The organism is Aminobacter sp. MDW-2, assembly GCF_014250155.1.
Taxonomy (GTDB): Bacteria; Pseudomonadota; Alphaproteobacteria; order Rhizobiales; family Rhizobiaceae; genus Aminobacter; species Aminobacter ciceronei.
The window spans coordinates 170,243-185,509 of sequence record NZ_CP060198.1 but is presented as its reverse complement, the minus strand read 5'-3'; the positions used below and the strand labels follow the sequence as shown (position 1 = coordinate 185,509).

Sequence of the window (15,267 nt, the reverse complement as noted above, 5' to 3'; positions counted from 1 at the left end):
TTCATCTCTTGCTCGGATGGTCCGGATTGGGTGAATAGTGTCTAAGATGTCTTGAAATATAATTTCAGTAGTTGATATAATAGTTGTTTTAGTAGACAGTTCTAATTCTTGATTCTAGATTGAAATGGGTTGAGGGGCGATCATGGCGGAACCATTTCTATCGGAAATTCGCATCATGTCCTTTGCGTTTGCGCCCAGAGGCTGGGCATTGTGCAATGGACAGCTTCTTCCGATAAACCAGAACCAGGGATTGTTTTCTCTTCTGGGCACGACGTTCGGCGGCGATGGCCGGGTGAATTTTGCCCTGCCGGACTATCGCGGTCGGCTGCCGATCCATGTCGGCTCCAACCATACGCTGGGTGAACGTGGTGGTGAGCCGGCGCATACGCTGTCGATCTCCGAAATACCCACTCACACCCATGTTCTCAGCGGGTCCAGTTCGCAAGGTGACGCCGTCAATCCGCGACCGCAGAACACCAACGGCACGGTGTTTGCCAAGGACCCGGGCAACACCTACTCGGCGAGCGCGCAGAGTTTGGTGGCTTTGAAAGCCGGCAGCATCAGCAACGTCGGCGGCAGCCAGGCGCATCTCAACATGCAGCCGTTCCTGACGCTCAGCTTCTGTATCGCCCTCCAGGGCATCTTCCCTTCGCCGACCTGAGGAGGCAAAGCCATGGCACAGCCCTATGTTGGCGAGGTTCGCATGTTTGCCGGCAATTTCGCGCCGGCGGGATGGATGTTCTGCGAAGGTCAGCTGCTGCCGATCTCCGAGAACGAGACGCTGTTCAACCTCATCGGTACGACCTATGGCGGCGACGGTGAGAGCACGTTCGCGCTGCCCGATCTGCGCGGCCGGGTGCCGCTGCACCAGGGCAATGGATTTATCCTGGCCGAGACCGGCGGCGCCGAGGAGATCACGCTGACCATCGGCCAGATACCCGCGCACTCCCATCCCTTGCTCGGCTCGACAGTCAATGGCGCTCAGCCGGCACCCGAGGGTAACGTCCTGGCCAGCTCGACTGTGATCACACCCTACGCTCCGGAGACGGTGACTGTAGCTATGGCGCAAGCCGCGGTGGGATCGGTCGGCGGCAGCCAGCCGCACGCCAACTTCCAGCCCTATCTCTGCATCAATTTCATCATCTCGCTTTTTGGAATTTTCCCGTCGCCGACCTGAGAGGAAGCAATGGCCGACCCCTTCGTCGCCGAAATCCGTATTTTTCCCTTCAACTTCGCGCCCAGGGGGTGGGCGTGGTGCGACGGCCAGTTGTTGCCGCTGTCGCAGAACACCGCCCTGTTCTCGCTGCTTGGCACGACCTATGGCGGCAATGGCAAGTCCAATTTCGCCCTGCCCGATCTGCAGGGACGAACGCCGATGCACCCCGGCCAGGGACCGGGGCTGTCGCTGCACGATCTCGGCGAAACAGGCGGGGAAGAGACGGTGACCCTGCTCGAATCCGAGATCCCGACGCATTCGCATAGCTTGATGGTGACAAACGAGGATGGCACGCAAGGTTCGCTGACGGCAGACATTACCGTGGCCACCTCGGTTGGCGGCAAGCTTTACCAGACCAATGTCTCAGCCAATCTGACAAGCATGAATGCCAATGCTCTCGCACCCGCCGGTGGCGACGCAGCACACAACAATCTGCAGCCCTATCTCACCTGCTATTTCTGTATCGCGCTGCAGGGTGTCTTCCCGCCCAGAGGCTAATGAATTTCGAGCCACGCAGGACCAACATCATGGCCAAGAAAGCAGCTCCAAAGTCGACGGCGCGTGATAGCGCCGGCAAGAACGCAACCGCCAAGAAGCCTGTTGCAGCCAAGGCACCAACCGCAAAGGCAACGTCGACGCCGGTAGCGAAGAAGGCGGCGGCCAAGTCGGCGCCCGCATCGAAGGCGAAAGCCGCGCTTGCTTCGGCCACGAAGAAAACGGCCCTTGCCAAGGCGTCTGCCTCGACGGCGAAAGCAACAACGCCCGTCAAAGCCTTGGCCGTGCGCGCGAAACGGTCGAGTGGACCGGCCTTGCGCCACCTGCCGCCTGGCGTGAAGTTTTTCGAGCTGTCACGGCTGATGGTCATCGCCATCGATGGCAACAGTCAGCTCGTGCAGAAGGCGCAGAACGGTCCCAATGGCCCCTGGGCCAAGGCTTGGTCGCCTGTCGCGCCGGGCACCTACGCCATCATGGCGACAGGCTTGACGCGCGATGGCCGGGTCGCAGTGGTGGCACAGCCGTCCGGCGGCCCGCAACTCGTCTTCATCACCGAAGACGCCAACCAGGTTGGGCCGATCGAGAAATGGAACCCGCCGGTCAACATCGGCGCGGTACCGGGCGCAACGGGCTATCAGAGCATGTCGATGGCACGGGATGCCGACGGTCTGATTGAGATCTTTGTCGTTACCGCCAATGGCCAGATCTGGTGGATACGGGAGAACCCGCCCAAGGTCGTGGAGAAGACGGTCACCGTCACGCCGCCCGGCACCGACAAGCCGATCACCATAACCGTGCAGGAGCTGGCGCCGCCTGACAAGCCGTGGAGCGACTGGCAGCAGATACCGGGCAGCGTCGTTGCCATATCAGCCAAGCGTCAGGGCGATGGCCGCATCGTCCTTTTCGGCATCAATTCGGGCCTCAATCTCTACCGCTGCCAGCAATCGGTGGCGCGCACGACCGCTGTCGGCCAGTGGACGCCCTGGGTGATGATGAACACGCCGACGACAGGCACGTTTGTGGGAATGTCACCGGTGCTGGGGCCCGGCGGCGGGCTCAATTTCTTCGGCCTGACCAGCAATGGCCAGGTGGTCCACACCAGGCAGAAGCCGGCGGGATCGGATACGTGGACGCCATGGGCGACACCGGGCTTCTCGCGCACGCCCATCTACACGCTCGCCAGCGGCATCCAGGGCGACAACGACATAGTCCTTGTCGGCAGCGACCGCAGTTTCGTTCATCAGTTCAATGCGCAGAACAGCGCGCGCACGCAGAACTGGACCGGCTGGCGCGATTTTTCCAGTTCCGACAGCAATGTCGAATTCAAGCTCGACTACAACGCGGATGGCCGGCTGATGCTGTTCAGCCATGCGACGAGATCTCCGGCCGGAGGCGGCCTGTGGGCCAAGCGCCAGACAGCGTTTGACAGCACGGAATGGGACCTCGACTGGGATCAACTGGCCGACGGCGGCATCCGCCGCTTCTCGGTGGTGCGTGACCTGACGCCGCCGGTCTGATGACTGCAATTCTGAGGGGCAAGGCCGAGACCGTCTCGGCGGGAAGTCTGTCGTCCTGGCGTCGTTCTCGCCAGGCGGGTCTGAGTTTCCGGCCGGCTGGTGATCAGGACCTGCCGTTCCTGTCGGCGCTGTATGCCTCGTCGCGATGGCAGGAGCTCGAGCCGACGGGATGGTCGGAGGGCCAGAAACAATCATTCCTGGCACAGCAGTTTGCCGCCCAGCACCATCACTACATCAAGCATTATCCCGGTGCCGAACGGCTCGTCATCGATCATGCGGGCCGTCCCATCGGCAGGCTCTATGTCGCGCGCTGGCAGGATGAGCACCGTATCGTCGATGTCGCTTTCGTAGCCGAGGCCTGCGGCCAGGGCTACGGCGCGGCCGTGCTGGGCGACGCGCTCGACGAGGCTTTCGCAGCGGGCAAGCGCGCCTCGATCCACGTCGAAAAGAACAATCCGGCGAAGCGGCTCTATCTCAGGCTGGGTTTCACCGTCGTCGAAGACAAGGGCGTCTACGACCTGATGGCGGCGTTTCCGCCCGGCTCGCAGCCGTCATGACGCGTTCAGTTGAACACGGCCTCGTAGAACACGGCAGTCGCGTCGGCCGACACTGGCACGATGAAGATGTCGTCGGCGAAATCGGCGCCGACAAAGCGGTACGTTGCCTGCTGCAGGGCAGCATTGCGCGGCCCCTTGAACTGCAGCGAAAAGCCGCCGCCCGGGCGCGCGCTCGAGGACAGTGGGCGCACCGCATGCAATTCGAGCCGCAACTGCGTGCCGCCGGCGTCGACGGTGAAGGTCTGCCCGACAGAGCTTTCAAAATCCGAAGCCGAAATCATCTGGTCCGCCCACTAGTGTACAATCCGAGAAGCACCCAATCTTGCTGCTTGCCAGTGTCCTGTCCATAGTCGCAGTACAGTTTCACGACATTGCCAACTCTATGAAGCAAATATCAAGACGATCGCGCAGTCGCCACGCGATCCGAGCCGCCGGAAGGACTTGACCGATGACCGAACCGACGACCGAAACCAAAGCCGTGGAAGGTGCCGCGGCCGCCGGCCTGCCGCTGTTCTATTCCAGGCCCGAGGCGCTCAACCCGGCACGGCATGGCTCGCTCGGCCTGACGGCGCGCAGTGATTTTTCCTTCGCCCGCGAGGCGCATGCCATCCCGGTGGTGGCATCCGAAATGCCGGCAGCGATGCGCTCCTATCCGATCGTCTTTATCGGGGCCGCCAAGGCGCCTGTCGTCATCACCGGATTGCGCCAGAACGAAAACCTCTTCGTCGAGGCAAGCGGCAAGTGGCTCGAGCCGCATTACATCCCGGCCTATGTCCGCCGCTACCCCTTTATCCTCGCCAACGACTCCGGAACGGGCACCGGCCGGCTGACCTTGTGCGTCGACCGCGCCAGCGAGCGCGTCACCGAGGTATCCTCCAGCGCCGGCAAGGTCGCACCGTTCTTCAATGCGGCGGAAGCCAGCGAGGCAAGCAAGCAGGCGCTCGCCTTCTGCAACCAGTTCCAGATCGATTTCAATGCCACCCGCGCGATGGTGGAAAAGATCGACGCCCACGGCCTGTTTGCGCCGCGCCAGAGCACGGTCACGCTCGAAGGCGGTGAAGTGCTCAACGTCACCGATTTCCAGGTCATCGACGAGCCGGCATTCAACAAGCTCTCCGACGAAGCCTTTCTCGATTTGCGCAGATCGGGCGCGCTCGGGCTGGTCTATTGCCACCTCGCATCGAGCAACAGCTGGACCTCGCTCGTCTACCAGGCTTCGCAGCGGCGGCTCGTCACGGGCGTCTGATTTTTCACGACGAAGCTGGGAGAGCCGTTGCGCGGCTCTCTTTTGGAGGGGCGTCGGGGTGACCCGTTGCGGTCGACCGGCCACGGAACAAATTCCTGTCTGCACCGTTGCCATCTGGTTGCAGAAGGAAAAATCATGGCTGACACCCCCAAAACCGAAGTTCCTGGTATCGACGGCATCCAAAAGTCGGTCGAAAAGCAGATCTCCGAACTGCGCAAGGAGATCGCCAAAATCAACAAATCCCTTACCGACCGCAGCTTGGACCTTGTCGCGGAAGCACGCGACACGGCGCACGGCGTCATTGAGGGGGCGTCGATGCGGACGTCGCGAGCGGCCCGGCAGCTTCGCTCGCAAGCCCAATCTGTCTCCGAGGCCGCCCGCGAGAATCCGGCAACGACCGGTGCCGTGATTGGTTTGGCAGGTTTGGTCGGGTTCATGATCGGCTTTGCGATCGCGAAAGGCTCAAACGGTGAGGGTGGCCGCTGGTATTGAACGATCACAGCGCCACCAGCCGGCCCCATTCCATTCAGTTCCCATAGGAGAACCCCATGGCTTCATCCGTGCTCATCGGTATCCTGATCACGTTCCTGGTGATCATACTTGTGCTTTATCTGGTTCAGCGCCTGCCCATCGACGCCAAGATGCGGCAGATTGCGCAGATAATTGTGATCATTATCGGTATTGTTTCGCTGCTTAAATACTTGGCAGTCTTTTAGCCGGCTGTGCCACGACAACAAAAAGCGGCCTTTGAGCCGCTTCTTGTCAGCATCGGGCGCCATGCGCCAAGCGTATCAGCACCGCCACATATCTGGTCAGCCCGTCGCCTTACAGCACGTGGGACAGGAACTCGCGCGTGCGCGGCGATTGCGGGTTGGCGATCATTTCGCGCGGTTCGCCGCGCTCCTCGACGACGCCGCGATCCATGAAGATCAGCTGGTCGCCGACCTCGCGGGCGAAGCCGATCTCGTGGGTGACGACGACCATGGTCATGCCGCTCTCGGCCAGGTCGCGCATGACCACCAGCACCTCGCCGACGAGCTCCGGATCGAGCGCCGAGGTCGGCTCGTCGAACAGCAACACCTTTGGGTTCATCGCCAATGCTCGCGCGATCGCGACGCGCTGCTGCTGTCCGCCGGAAAGCTGGCGCGGATAGGCGTCTGCCTTGGCCGATAGCCCGACGCGCTCGAGCAGCGCATGGGCCTTGTCCTTGGCTTCGGCCTTGGACATGCCCTTCACCATGATCGGCGCTTCGATCAAATTCTCCAGTGCGGTCATGTGCGAGAACAGGTTGAAGGACTGGAATACCATGCCGATGTCGGCACGGCGTTGGCACAAAAGCTTGTTGTTGACCTCGTAGAGCTTGCCGTGGCGCAGGTCGTAGCCGACGAATTCGCCGTCGACCAGGAGCACGCCGCCGCTGACCTCTTCGAGATGGTTGATGCAGCGCAGGAAGGTGCTCTTGCCCGAACCCGACGGTCCGATGACACAGGCGACAGAGCCGGTCGGCACGTTGAGGTCGATGCCTTTCAGCACTTCGACTGCGCCGAAGGACTTGCGCACGCCGCGTGCGAACACCATCGAATTGTCGGGAACGCCGAAGCGGGCCTGGTTTTCTGCTTTCGATGTCATGCTGGCTGTGCCACCCGTCCGAACCTGAAGGCGCGTTTCAGCGTGTCGCCGAAGGAGGCGCCCTGCTGCAGGTCGCTTCTGCCGTAATATTGCTCGATGTAGTGCTGGCAAATCGACAGGATGGTGACGACGAACAGATACCAGAAAGCCACGACGATCAGCAGCGGGATGGTCTCGAAGGTGCGCGCATAGATGCTCTGCGCGGCATAGAGCAAATCGTTGACGGCGATGATGGTGACCAGCGATGTCGTCTTCAGAAGGTTGATCGTTTCGTTGCCGGTCGGCGGCACGATGAAGCGCATTGCCTGGGGCAGCGTGATGCGGCGCAGGATCAGCCGGTGGTTCATGCCGAGACTGCCGGCAGCCTCGGTCTGGCCTGAAGCCACCGAGTTGATGCCGGCGCGCACGATCTCGGCCATGTAGCCGGCTTCATGCAGCGACAGCGCGATGACGGCCGCCACGAAAGGTGTCATGAAATCGTTGGTCTTGACCGTGAACAGCGTGCCGATGAAGGGCAGCGTCAGCGAGAACTCGCGCACCACCAGTGCCAGGTTGAACCAGAAGATCAGCTGGATCAGCGCCGGTGCGCCGCGGAAGAACCAGATGTAGGCGCTGGCAAAGGCGTTCAGGATGCGGCTCGGCGACAGCCGCATGATGGCGACGATGGTGCCGATGACGATCGCCAGCACCATGATGGTGACGGTCAGTACCAGCGTCTGGCCGAGGCCGCGCATGATCGAGGGGTGGAACAGGTACTTTCCGACTGTCGGCCAGTCGAAGGCGGGATTGGTGGCCAGCGCCTTGAGGATCAGTCCGAGGATAGCCAGCGTGATCGCTGTGCCGACCCACAGGCCATAGTGGCGCAGCGGCACGACTGTCAGCGCCTCCGGCGGCGGCGTTTGCGTTTCGGCCCGGTCCATTCAGCCGCCCTCCCAGCAGTGCTGATGGCCGGCGAAGGTTCCATGTCCCTCGCCGGCCTTTCGTATTACTTGCGGATCTTGTCGGCGCTGTCGACGATATAGGCTTCGTCGATCATGGCGCTGGTCATGCCGTACTTGGCCATGATCGTCTTGTAGGTGCCGTTCTTGATCAGCTCGTTGACGCCGGCGGCCAGCATGTCGGCCGTTTCCTTGTCACCCTTGGGGATGGCGATGCCGAGCGGTGCGACGTCGTAGAGACCCGGAACGACCACCATCTGCCCCTTGCTGGTCACCTCGAAATAGCCCGATGCGGTGGCGTCGTCGAGGCGGGCATCGATACGATCGGAGAGCGCGGCCTGGATGATGTCCTTACCCTCCGGGAAGATGCTCTTGGCAATCTCCGGCAGGCCTTTTTCCTTGCACTCGGCGCTCAGGCGGTCGGCGATGAAGTCCGACACCGCGCCGCCGATGACGCCGACCCGCTTGCCGCAGAGATTGTTCTCGCCCTGGAACTGCGAGACTTTGTCGGCGGTCGTAGACGCAACGATGCCTGACTTGATGAACATCACGAAGTCGACCTGCTTCAGGCGCTCGTCGGTGGCGGCGAAGGTTTCCCACGCGACCTTGAAGCGGCCGGCGGCGAGGCCCGGCACCATCGAGGGGAAGGGAATGCGGGTGACTTCAAGCTCGGCGCCGAGCAGCTTGGCGGTTTCCTGGGCCAGCTCGATGTTGATGCCGACCTGCTTGCCGTTTTCGTCGATGAATTCGAACGGCGCGTATTCGAGGGTGTTGGCGATGATCAGCTTGCCGGTGTCCTTGACCTCGGCCGATTTCGGCAGTTCGGCGGCGGTCAGCGCGCCGGCAAAAGTCACCAGGGCGGTTGCAGCCGTTGCGGCCAACGTTGCGCCGCGCAGAAGCGAAAAATGATGCACTTTGTTCCTCCTCATGATGCTGAGATGGCCGGCGGCGGCTGCCCCTGGCTTCGTCCCCGTGACCGCCCTCCCCTCGATGGAGCGTGCTTCTTGCCGTCGGCGTTCACGTCAGAACCAATTCTGATATTGAAATGTATTTTTATGGCCGCTGAATTGTCAAGCGAGCAGCACTGGCCCTGTCACAGAAATCGCGGCGGCAGAACGGGCACTCGATATCGCTTCGTGCTTCACCCGCCACGATCAGAACCGAAGCGAACGCAGCCCGACCGTGCGGTCGATGATCAGGATCGCGGCAAAGGTCATGAAGATGCTGAGCGAGGCGATGGCCGCTGCGGTCGGATCGAAGTTGAAGCGCAGGTAGTCGAACAGTTCGAGCGGCAGCGTGTTCTTGCCGAGCGACTTCAGCAAAAGCGAAATGTTGAAGATGTCGAAGGAGATGACGAAGGCAAACAGGCAGCCGGTGATGATGCCAGGCTTGATCGCCGGCAGCGTCACGCGCCGGAAGGTCATCCAGCCGCCGGCACCGAGGCTGCGCGCCGCCTCTTCCTGCGAACGGTCGAAGTTGAACAGCGCCGACGACACGTTGAGGAAGACATAGGGGAAGGTGACGACGATGTGGCCGATCTGGATGGCGATCGAATAGTCGGTGCCGATCCGGATTTCGTAGAAATAGAACAGCAGCGCGATCGCCGTCAGAATCTCCGGCACCAGCAGCGGTGCGGTCATGATCAAGCGGATGTAGTCGCGGGCAATCGTTGCGTGGCGGGCAACGTAGATCGCCGCCAGTGTGCCGATCACGCCATTGACGACCGTCGATGTCGCGGCGATCTGGATCGAGTAGAGCGTGGCATCGAGGAAGCGCTTGTTGGAAAACAGCGCCTCGAACCAGCGCAGCGAAAAGCCCTCGAGCGGGAACGCCAGGAACTCGCCCGAGTTGAACGACAACAGCACGACCAGCACGATCGGGAACATCAGGAAGATGTAGATCGCCGTGACCAGCGCGGTGAACAGGCGGTCCCAGATGGTCTTTTCGACGCCGTTCGACGAACCTGTCATGGCAGTCTCCGCATCGCGCGCGCCGTGAGCCTGAGATAGAGCCCGACGAAGATGACCGCCACCGCCGCCATGATGATGGCCAGTGCCGCCCCCGCCGGCCAGCGGAAGTTGTCGACAAGGTATTGCACCACCAGCACCGACATGGTGCGGCCGCCGGTGCCGCCAAGCATGGCGGGCGTGACATAGGCGCTGATCGACAGCACGAACACCAGGATCGTGCCGGCCTGGATGCCGGGCATGCTGAGCGGCAACGTCACCTTCCAGAAGGTGCGCATGCGCGAGGCGCCGAGCGAGCGCGACGCCATGGCAAGGTCGGGACTGATCGCCTGCAAATTGCCGAGCAAAGGCAGGATGATGAAGGGCAGGAACACATGCGTCAGCGCGATGGTGACGCCGAGCGAATTGTTCATCAGCTGCAGCGGGAAGTCGATCAGGCCGGCCGCCTTGAGCGCCTGGTTGGCGACGCCGTTGTTGGACAGGATGATCATCCAGGCAAAGGTCCTGACGACCAGCCCGACCAGCAGCGGCGACAGCACGAAGATGTAGAGCAGGCTGGTCCAGCGCGAGCGCGACTTGGCGAGGTGATAGGCGACCGGATAGCCCAGCAGCAGCGAAATGACGGTGACGGTCGCGCCGATCAGCAAGGTGCGTCCGAGGATGCCCCAGATGTAGAAATCACCGAGCGCCGTCGTGTAATGCGCCAGCGTGAAGCCGTCGCCATAGACGGCGCGGGTCGATGCCTCGCGCAGGCTCATGGTGATAATCGTCAGGTATGGCAGCGCGAAGAAACCGATCAGCAGCACCAGCGCCGGCACCACCATCCAGGCAGCACTGCCACGGTTGCCCCGGCTGTCCACGCGAGGTGCCGCCTCGACCGCGCTCATGATGCGAGGACCCAGCTGTCGCGTGCGGCAAAACGCAAGGCGACCTGCTCGCCAATGTCGAGCGGGTTGCGGCCATTGACGTCGACGATCATGCGGTCGCCGCTGGTGAGCCTGACGGCCAGCTGGTTGGCACTGCCCTGATAGACCGAGTTGATCACCGATCCGGCGAGCACGTTGTCATTGTCACCCGTCTCCCCTGTCCCTTGCCTGCGGGTGTCGATGTTTTCCGGCCGGATCATGATCTTGACCTCAGCCCCCTTGGCGAGCCCCGCCGGGCCCGTCGTGCCGATGCTGCCGCATGGCGTGTCGACCTTGTAGCTGTCCGGGCCAAGCGCCTCGGCGATCTTGCCCGCAATGGTGTTCGACCGGCCGATGAAGCCGGCAACCGATTGCGACGCCGGCCGCTCATAGATGTCGCGCGGCGAGCCGAACTGCGAGATCGCGCCGGCGCTCATCACGACGATCTTGTCCGACATCACCATCGCCTCGGCCTGGTCGTGGGTGACATAGATGCTGGTGATGCCGACGCGCTGCTGCAGGTCACGAATGAAGAAGCGCATCTCGTCGCGCAAGGTGGCGTCGAGATTGGCCAGCGGCTCGTCGAGCAAAAGCACCGACGGCTCGATGACCAGCGCGCGGGCAAGCGCCACGCGCTGCTGCTGGCCGCCGGAAAGCTCGCGCGGATAGCGCTTGTCGTAGCCTTCGAGGCGCACCATCGCGAGCACGTCGGCAATGCGCCGTTGGCGGTCGGGCAAGGAGACCTTGCGCACCTCGAGCCCGAAGCTCAGATTCTCGGCCACCGTCATGTGCGGAAAAAGCGCGTAGGACTGGAACACCATGCCGATGTCGCGCTGCTCCGGCAAGGCGCGTGTCACGTCGCGGTTGCCAAACAGGATGCGGCCATCGTCGGGCCGCTCGAAGCCGGCGATGCAGCGCAGCGTCGTTGTCTTGCCGCAGCCGCTGGGGCCGAGCAGCGAGACAAACTCGCCCTGGGCGATCGGGATCGATATGTCCTTCAGGATGTGCAGGTTTCCATACCGCTTGTTGATACGGTCGATGGTCAGTGCGGTCATCCGGCGTCCTCGCGGGGTTCTCGGCCGGGAGGTGGGGGCATCCCTCCCGGCCATTACGTCGATGCGATGGCGGGGTGGCTTTACGCCATCTCCCGGTTCCAGCGGTCGGCAATGTCTGCCGCCTTGTCGACGTAGCTGTCCCAGTCGTAGCTCTTAATCTCGGCCATGCGCGGGCCGACGATCGGCGTGCGCGCCTTCATCGCGTCGTCGACGGAAGACTCGCTGTTGCTCGGAGAGGTGTAGAAGGCCTTGGCCATGTCCTGCTGGACCTTGGCGTCGAGGATGTAGTTCAGATAGGCGTGCGCGGCGTCCTTCTCGGCCCCGGTCGCGACCAGGTTGAACGACTGCTCGAAGGCGAGCACCCCTTCCTTGGGGGCGACGATGGCCACCGGTGCCCCCTTGTCCTGCAGCGTCATGATCTCGGTCCAGTCGACCGGCGCGATGATGGCGTCGCCGCGGATCAGTGCCGTTGCCACCTCGCCGCTCCATGAAGCCTGCGTGAAGGGCAGCAGTTCCTTGATCTTGGCAAACGCAGTGTCGAAATCGTCCGGGCCGCTGCCGAACAACTCGGCGACCAGGCGTAGGAAGAGGACCGCACCGGTGTTGCCGATCTGGTAGAGCCCGGTCTTGCCCTTGAACTCGGGATTGTCCCAGAGGTCGTGCCAGGAGGTGGGCGCGGTCTTCACCAGGTCGGTGCGGTAAGCGAGTCCGATCGGTGAGACGATGGCGCGGATTCCTTTGGCGTCCTTGTTGACGAATTGCGGGAAGGTCTTTGCCGCATTCGGCACCTTGGCGAGGTCGAAAGGCTCGAAGAAGCCCTCGGCACGCAGCACGGCGGCGATGTTTTCGTTGCCCATGAAGATGCTGTAGGGCGACCGACCGCCGCCGGCGCGGATCTTGGCGACGAAATCCTTGCCGAGCCCGACGTCGAGCTGCGGCTGGATGCCTGTTGCGGCCGTGAGGCCGGGCAAGAGCTTCTCTTCCCAGAATTTGGCCCATAGCCCGCCATAGGTCGGAACGACCAGTGGCGATTGCGCCGCGGCAAGCCGTGGCAGGGTGATCGAGGCAATAGCCGTCGTCATACCGACGGCGAATTCACGCCTGGTCAGCTTCATCGGAAATTATCTCCCATGTTCCCACTGAAGTTCTTATGGTGGCTTGCGTCGCGGGTCGAAAGCGCAGCCCTGTTGGATCGAAGGCTTGCATTTTTGGATCAGGCGGTCAACAATTTAGATATTGTAATATTGAAATAATAAGAAGCGGCCAACGAGGGAGAGCATAAGGGCATGGAGGACGCCAAGCAGGCAGTCCAGGCGACCAAGAGCCTGGCACATCAGATCGCGACGTCGCTGCAGCAGGAGATCGTGCAGGGCACGCTCAGCGTCGAGGCGCGGCTGCCGTCCGAAGCCGAAATCGCGCAGCGCTTCGGCGTCTCACAGCCGACAGTGCGCGAAGCGCTCAAGATTCTCGCGGCGAAGAAGCTGGTGCGTTCGAAGCGCGGCCCCAATGGCGGCGTCTTCGTCAATGCGCCTTCGCTCACCGCCGCCAGCCAGATGCTGCAGGAGATGACCACATGGTTCGTCGGGCTCGGCGTCTTCGGGCTCAACGAGATCGTCGAGGCGCGGTTGTTGCTCGGCCGCACCTGCGTCCAGCTCGCCGCCGAACGCGCCACTAAGGAAGATCTCGAAACGATCGAGGCGACGCTGGAGGCGTTCGAGCGTGACGACATTTCCGACGAGGAATTTTGCCGCCTCGACGTCGCCTTCCACCACGCCATTGCCCAGGCCACCGGCAACAACGAGCTGCGTTTCATCATGCTGGTCGTCAACGACTCGCTGATTCCGGCAACCAACATGATCTCCTTCCGCTTCCGCGAACGCGGCCGCGTCGTCTCGCTGCACGCCGATATCCTGGAAGCGCTGCGCGCCCGCGACGCCTCGGCTGCCACGGCGGCCTTCGAGGAGCTCATTGCCTATCAGTCCAGCGTCTACGAAAAGGCGCTGTCGGCGCGCCAGGGTGACGGCGCCCAGCGGCAGGAAGCCTGATGGGACAGCTCGTGGCGCCGGGGCAGAAGCTGGTCGAACAACAGCTTGCCGACGGGCGCCGCGTCTACAGCAGTTCGATCCCCCTGCCAGATGAGCTGCCTGATATTCTGGTGCGGCTTGCCAGATGGGCGAAGGAGCAGCCTGACAAGGTGCTGTTGTCAGAGCCGCGGGAAGGCGCCAGGCGGTCGATCAGCTATGGCGAGGCACTTGCACGCGCCCGTGCCCTGCGGCAGGTGCTGACGGGCCGCTACGGCCTGCGCAAGGGCGATTGCGTGGCGACATTGGCTCCGGCCGGCATCGATGCGCTGGTGCTCAAGCTCGCTTGCCTGTCCGGCGGCTTCGTCCATGCGGCGCTGCCTCCCTTTCCTTTCCGCGATGGCGTTGAAACCGAAGCGACAAGCTCGTTTCTCGAAAACGCCAGGCCCCGGCTGATCGTGGCGCCGTCAGGCCATCCGGCCATCCAGGGCATGGACGCCGTTTCGCTCAACGACCTTGCAGTCGATGGCAGCGACATGGCCACGCCCGGAGTGGACGAGCCAGTGTCGCCGGATGACTGGGCCGCGATCTTCTTCACCTCCGGCAGCACGGGTGCGCCCAAGGGCGTGCCGATCACGCGAGGCATGGTTTCGTCCAACCAGGCCGCCATCGCAGCGATGTGGCCGTTCGTCGTGGAAACGCCGCCCGTGCTCGTCGACTGGCTGCCATGGCACCACGTCTTCGGCGGCCTCGACAACATCTTCAAGGTGATCTGGAACGGCGGCGCGATGCATGTCGACGCCGCACCTGGCCCCGCGACGATCGAGGCAACGGCAAAGCTGATGGCCGATGTCTGCCCGACCATGCACATCGCCGTTCCGCTCGGGCTGAGGCTCCTGCTCGACCGGCTGGAAAACGACGATGCCGGCGCTCTTGCCCTGACGCGGAATCTGCGCGCCATCTTCTTTGCCGGCGCAGGTATCGATGCCGATTTGTGGCGCCGTCTCGCCGCCTTTCGCGACAGCCATGGCGATTTCCAGGTTCTCTCAGGTTATGGCGCGACCGAAGCGGCTTCGACGATCACGCTGTCGCCGGCGCCGCTCGAGCGTCCGGGTGAGCTTGGCCACCCCCTGCCCGGTCATAGCGTGGCGCTTGTCGACATCGACGGCCGCAGTGAGCTGCGCGTCTCTGGTCCCAACATCGCACCCTGCTATCTGATCGAGGGCCGACGAATTGACCTGCCGATGGACGAGCATGGCTTCTATCGCAGCGGCGACGCCGCCGTTCTGCGCCTGCGCTCGGACGGTGTTGCCGTGTTCGGCTTCGATGGCCGTCTCGCCGAGGATTTCAAGCTGTCGAGCGGGGTCAAGGTGCGCACCGGGCCGCTGCGCGCCGGCCTTCTGGCGCAATGTGCGCCGCTTGCCGACGACATCGTCATTTCGGGCGAGAACCGTGACCGCCTCGTGGCGCTGGTGTTTCCCTCGCCGGCGGGCAAGGCTCGTCCCAACGAACTCAGCGCGCGCATTGCCGCCTGGAACGCCGCCAATCCCTCGGGGTCGACCGCGATAGCCCGTTTCGATCTCGCAACTGCGCCGGCCGATCGCAGCAAGGGCGAGCAGTCGGACAAAGGCCAAATCGTCCAGTCGCGCTATCTGCGCAACCACGCCGACCTGTTCGAGGCGCTTCAGGCAGGTGGCGGTCAGGCACCCGTGGGCGCCTGA

At 62.8% G+C, this 15,267-nt stretch carries 18 protein-coding genes; 10 read left to right on the top strand and 8 right to left on the bottom strand.

Annotation, left to right across the window (positions count from 1 at the left end; all coding sequences use genetic code 11):
* Window positions 1-142: 142 nt before the first annotated feature.
* The 5 genes from H5P29_RS29590 to H5P29_RS29570 are packed head-to-tail and all read left to right on the top strand — an operon-like array spanning window position 143 to window position 3,785.
* A complete protein-coding gene (locus H5P29_RS29590; RefSeq protein ID WP_067968327.1) occupies window positions 143-661 on the top strand; it encodes a phage tail protein in 519 nt (172 codons plus the stop codon).
* Between the two features lie 12 nt (window positions 662-673).
* Window positions 674-1,177: a phage tail protein gene (locus tag H5P29_RS29585; protein ID WP_067968330.1), complete on the top strand. Its 504-nt coding sequence runs from the start codon at window positions 674-676 to the stop codon at window positions 1,175-1,177.
* A 9-nt stretch (window positions 1,178-1,186) separates the two neighbouring features.
* Complete coding sequence (locus H5P29_RS29580) at window positions 1,187-1,714, top strand: phage tail protein (protein WP_067968333.1); 528 nt, start codon at window positions 1,187-1,189, stop codon at window positions 1,712-1,714.
* 29 nt (window positions 1,715-1,743) lie between these two features.
* A complete protein-coding gene (locus H5P29_RS29575) occupies window positions 1,744-3,228 on the top strand; it encodes a hypothetical protein (protein ID WP_154384415.1) in 1,485 nt (494 codons plus the stop codon).
* A complete protein-coding gene (locus H5P29_RS29570; RefSeq protein WP_067968340.1) occupies window positions 3,228-3,785 on the top strand; it encodes a GNAT family N-acetyltransferase in 558 nt (185 codons plus the stop codon). The genes H5P29_RS29575 and H5P29_RS29570 overlap by 1 nt, the downstream gene beginning before the upstream one ends.
* Window positions 3,786-3,790: 5 nt before the next feature.
* On the opposite strand, the gene H5P29_RS29565 is transcribed toward H5P29_RS29570, so the two are convergent.
* A complete protein-coding gene (locus tag H5P29_RS29565; RefSeq protein WP_067968347.1) occupies window positions 3,791-4,066 on the bottom strand; it encodes a hypothetical protein in 276 nt (91 codons plus the stop codon).
* A gap of 167 nt (window positions 4,067-4,233) precedes the next feature.
* Here H5P29_RS29565 and H5P29_RS29560 point away from each other — a divergent pair, with 167 nt between their 5' ends.
* From H5P29_RS29560 to H5P29_RS29550, 3 genes are all read left to right on the top strand, one after another.
* Window positions 4,234-5,031: a SapC family protein gene (locus H5P29_RS29560; protein WP_067968349.1), complete on the top strand. Its 798-nt coding sequence runs from the start codon at window positions 4,234-4,236 to the stop codon at window positions 5,029-5,031.
* 135 nt (window positions 5,032-5,166) lie between these two features.
* On the top strand, window positions 5,167-5,523 hold the full coding sequence (locus tag H5P29_RS29555; RefSeq protein ID WP_067968351.1) for a hypothetical protein: 357 nt from the start codon (window positions 5,167-5,169) through the stop codon (window positions 5,521-5,523).
* A 56-nt stretch (window positions 5,524-5,579) separates the two neighbouring features.
* Window positions 5,580-5,747, top strand: a complete 168-nt coding sequence (locus H5P29_RS29550; RefSeq protein WP_154384416.1) for a Thivi_2564 family membrane protein — start codon at window positions 5,580-5,582, stop codon at window positions 5,745-5,747.
* A gap of 109 nt (window positions 5,748-5,856) precedes the next feature.
* Here H5P29_RS29550 and H5P29_RS29545 read toward each other — a convergent pair whose 3' ends face one another.
* The 7 genes from H5P29_RS29545 to H5P29_RS29515 form a co-directional block, all read right to left on the bottom strand.
* Complete coding sequence (locus tag H5P29_RS29545; RefSeq protein WP_067968354.1) at window positions 5,857-6,660, bottom strand: amino acid ABC transporter ATP-binding protein; 804 nt, start codon at window positions 6,658-6,660, stop codon at window positions 5,857-5,859.
* On the bottom strand, window positions 6,657-7,580 hold the full coding sequence (locus H5P29_RS29540) for an amino acid ABC transporter permease (RefSeq protein WP_067968357.1): 924 nt from the start codon (window positions 7,578-7,580) through the stop codon (window positions 6,657-6,659). Before H5P29_RS29540 ends, H5P29_RS29545 begins: the two co-directional genes overlap by 4 nt.
* 65 nt (window positions 7,581-7,645) lie before the next feature.
* Complete coding sequence (locus H5P29_RS29535) at window positions 7,646-8,527, bottom strand: ABC transporter substrate-binding protein (protein WP_154384417.1); 882 nt, start codon at window positions 8,525-8,527, stop codon at window positions 7,646-7,648.
* Between the two features lie 225 nt (window positions 8,528-8,752).
* On the bottom strand, window positions 8,753-9,568 hold the full coding sequence (locus H5P29_RS29530) for an ABC transporter permease (protein WP_083948851.1): 816 nt from the start codon (window positions 9,566-9,568) through the stop codon (window positions 8,753-8,755).
* Window positions 9,565-10,452, bottom strand: coding sequence for an ABC transporter permease (locus H5P29_RS29525; RefSeq protein ID WP_083948852.1), 888 nt, complete (start codon window positions 10,450-10,452; stop codon window positions 9,565-9,567). The genes H5P29_RS29530 and H5P29_RS29525 overlap by 4 nt, the downstream gene beginning before the upstream one ends.
* Entirely contained in the window at window positions 10,449-11,525 is a 1,077-nt protein-coding gene (locus H5P29_RS29520) for an ABC transporter ATP-binding protein (RefSeq protein WP_067968361.1), read from the bottom strand. Before H5P29_RS29520 ends, H5P29_RS29525 begins: the two co-directional genes overlap by 4 nt.
* Window positions 11,526-11,605: 80 nt before the next feature.
* A complete protein-coding gene (locus tag H5P29_RS29515) occupies window positions 11,606-12,640 on the bottom strand; it encodes an ABC transporter substrate-binding protein (RefSeq protein ID WP_154384418.1) in 1,035 nt (344 codons plus the stop codon).
* Between the two features lie 171 nt (window positions 12,641-12,811).
* On the opposite strand from H5P29_RS29515, the gene H5P29_RS29510 reads away from it, so the two are divergent.
* Window positions 12,812-13,570 carry a FadR/GntR family transcriptional regulator gene (locus H5P29_RS29510; RefSeq protein ID WP_067968364.1) on the top strand — a complete coding sequence of 253 codons (759 nt, stop codon included), beginning with the start codon at window positions 12,812-12,814 and terminating at the stop codon, window positions 13,568-13,570.
* Window positions 13,570-15,267 carry an AMP-binding protein gene (locus H5P29_RS29505; RefSeq protein WP_154384419.1) on the top strand — a complete coding sequence of 566 codons (1,698 nt, stop codon included), beginning with the start codon at window positions 13,570-13,572 and terminating at the stop codon, window positions 15,265-15,267. Before H5P29_RS29510 ends, H5P29_RS29505 begins: the two co-directional genes overlap by 1 nt.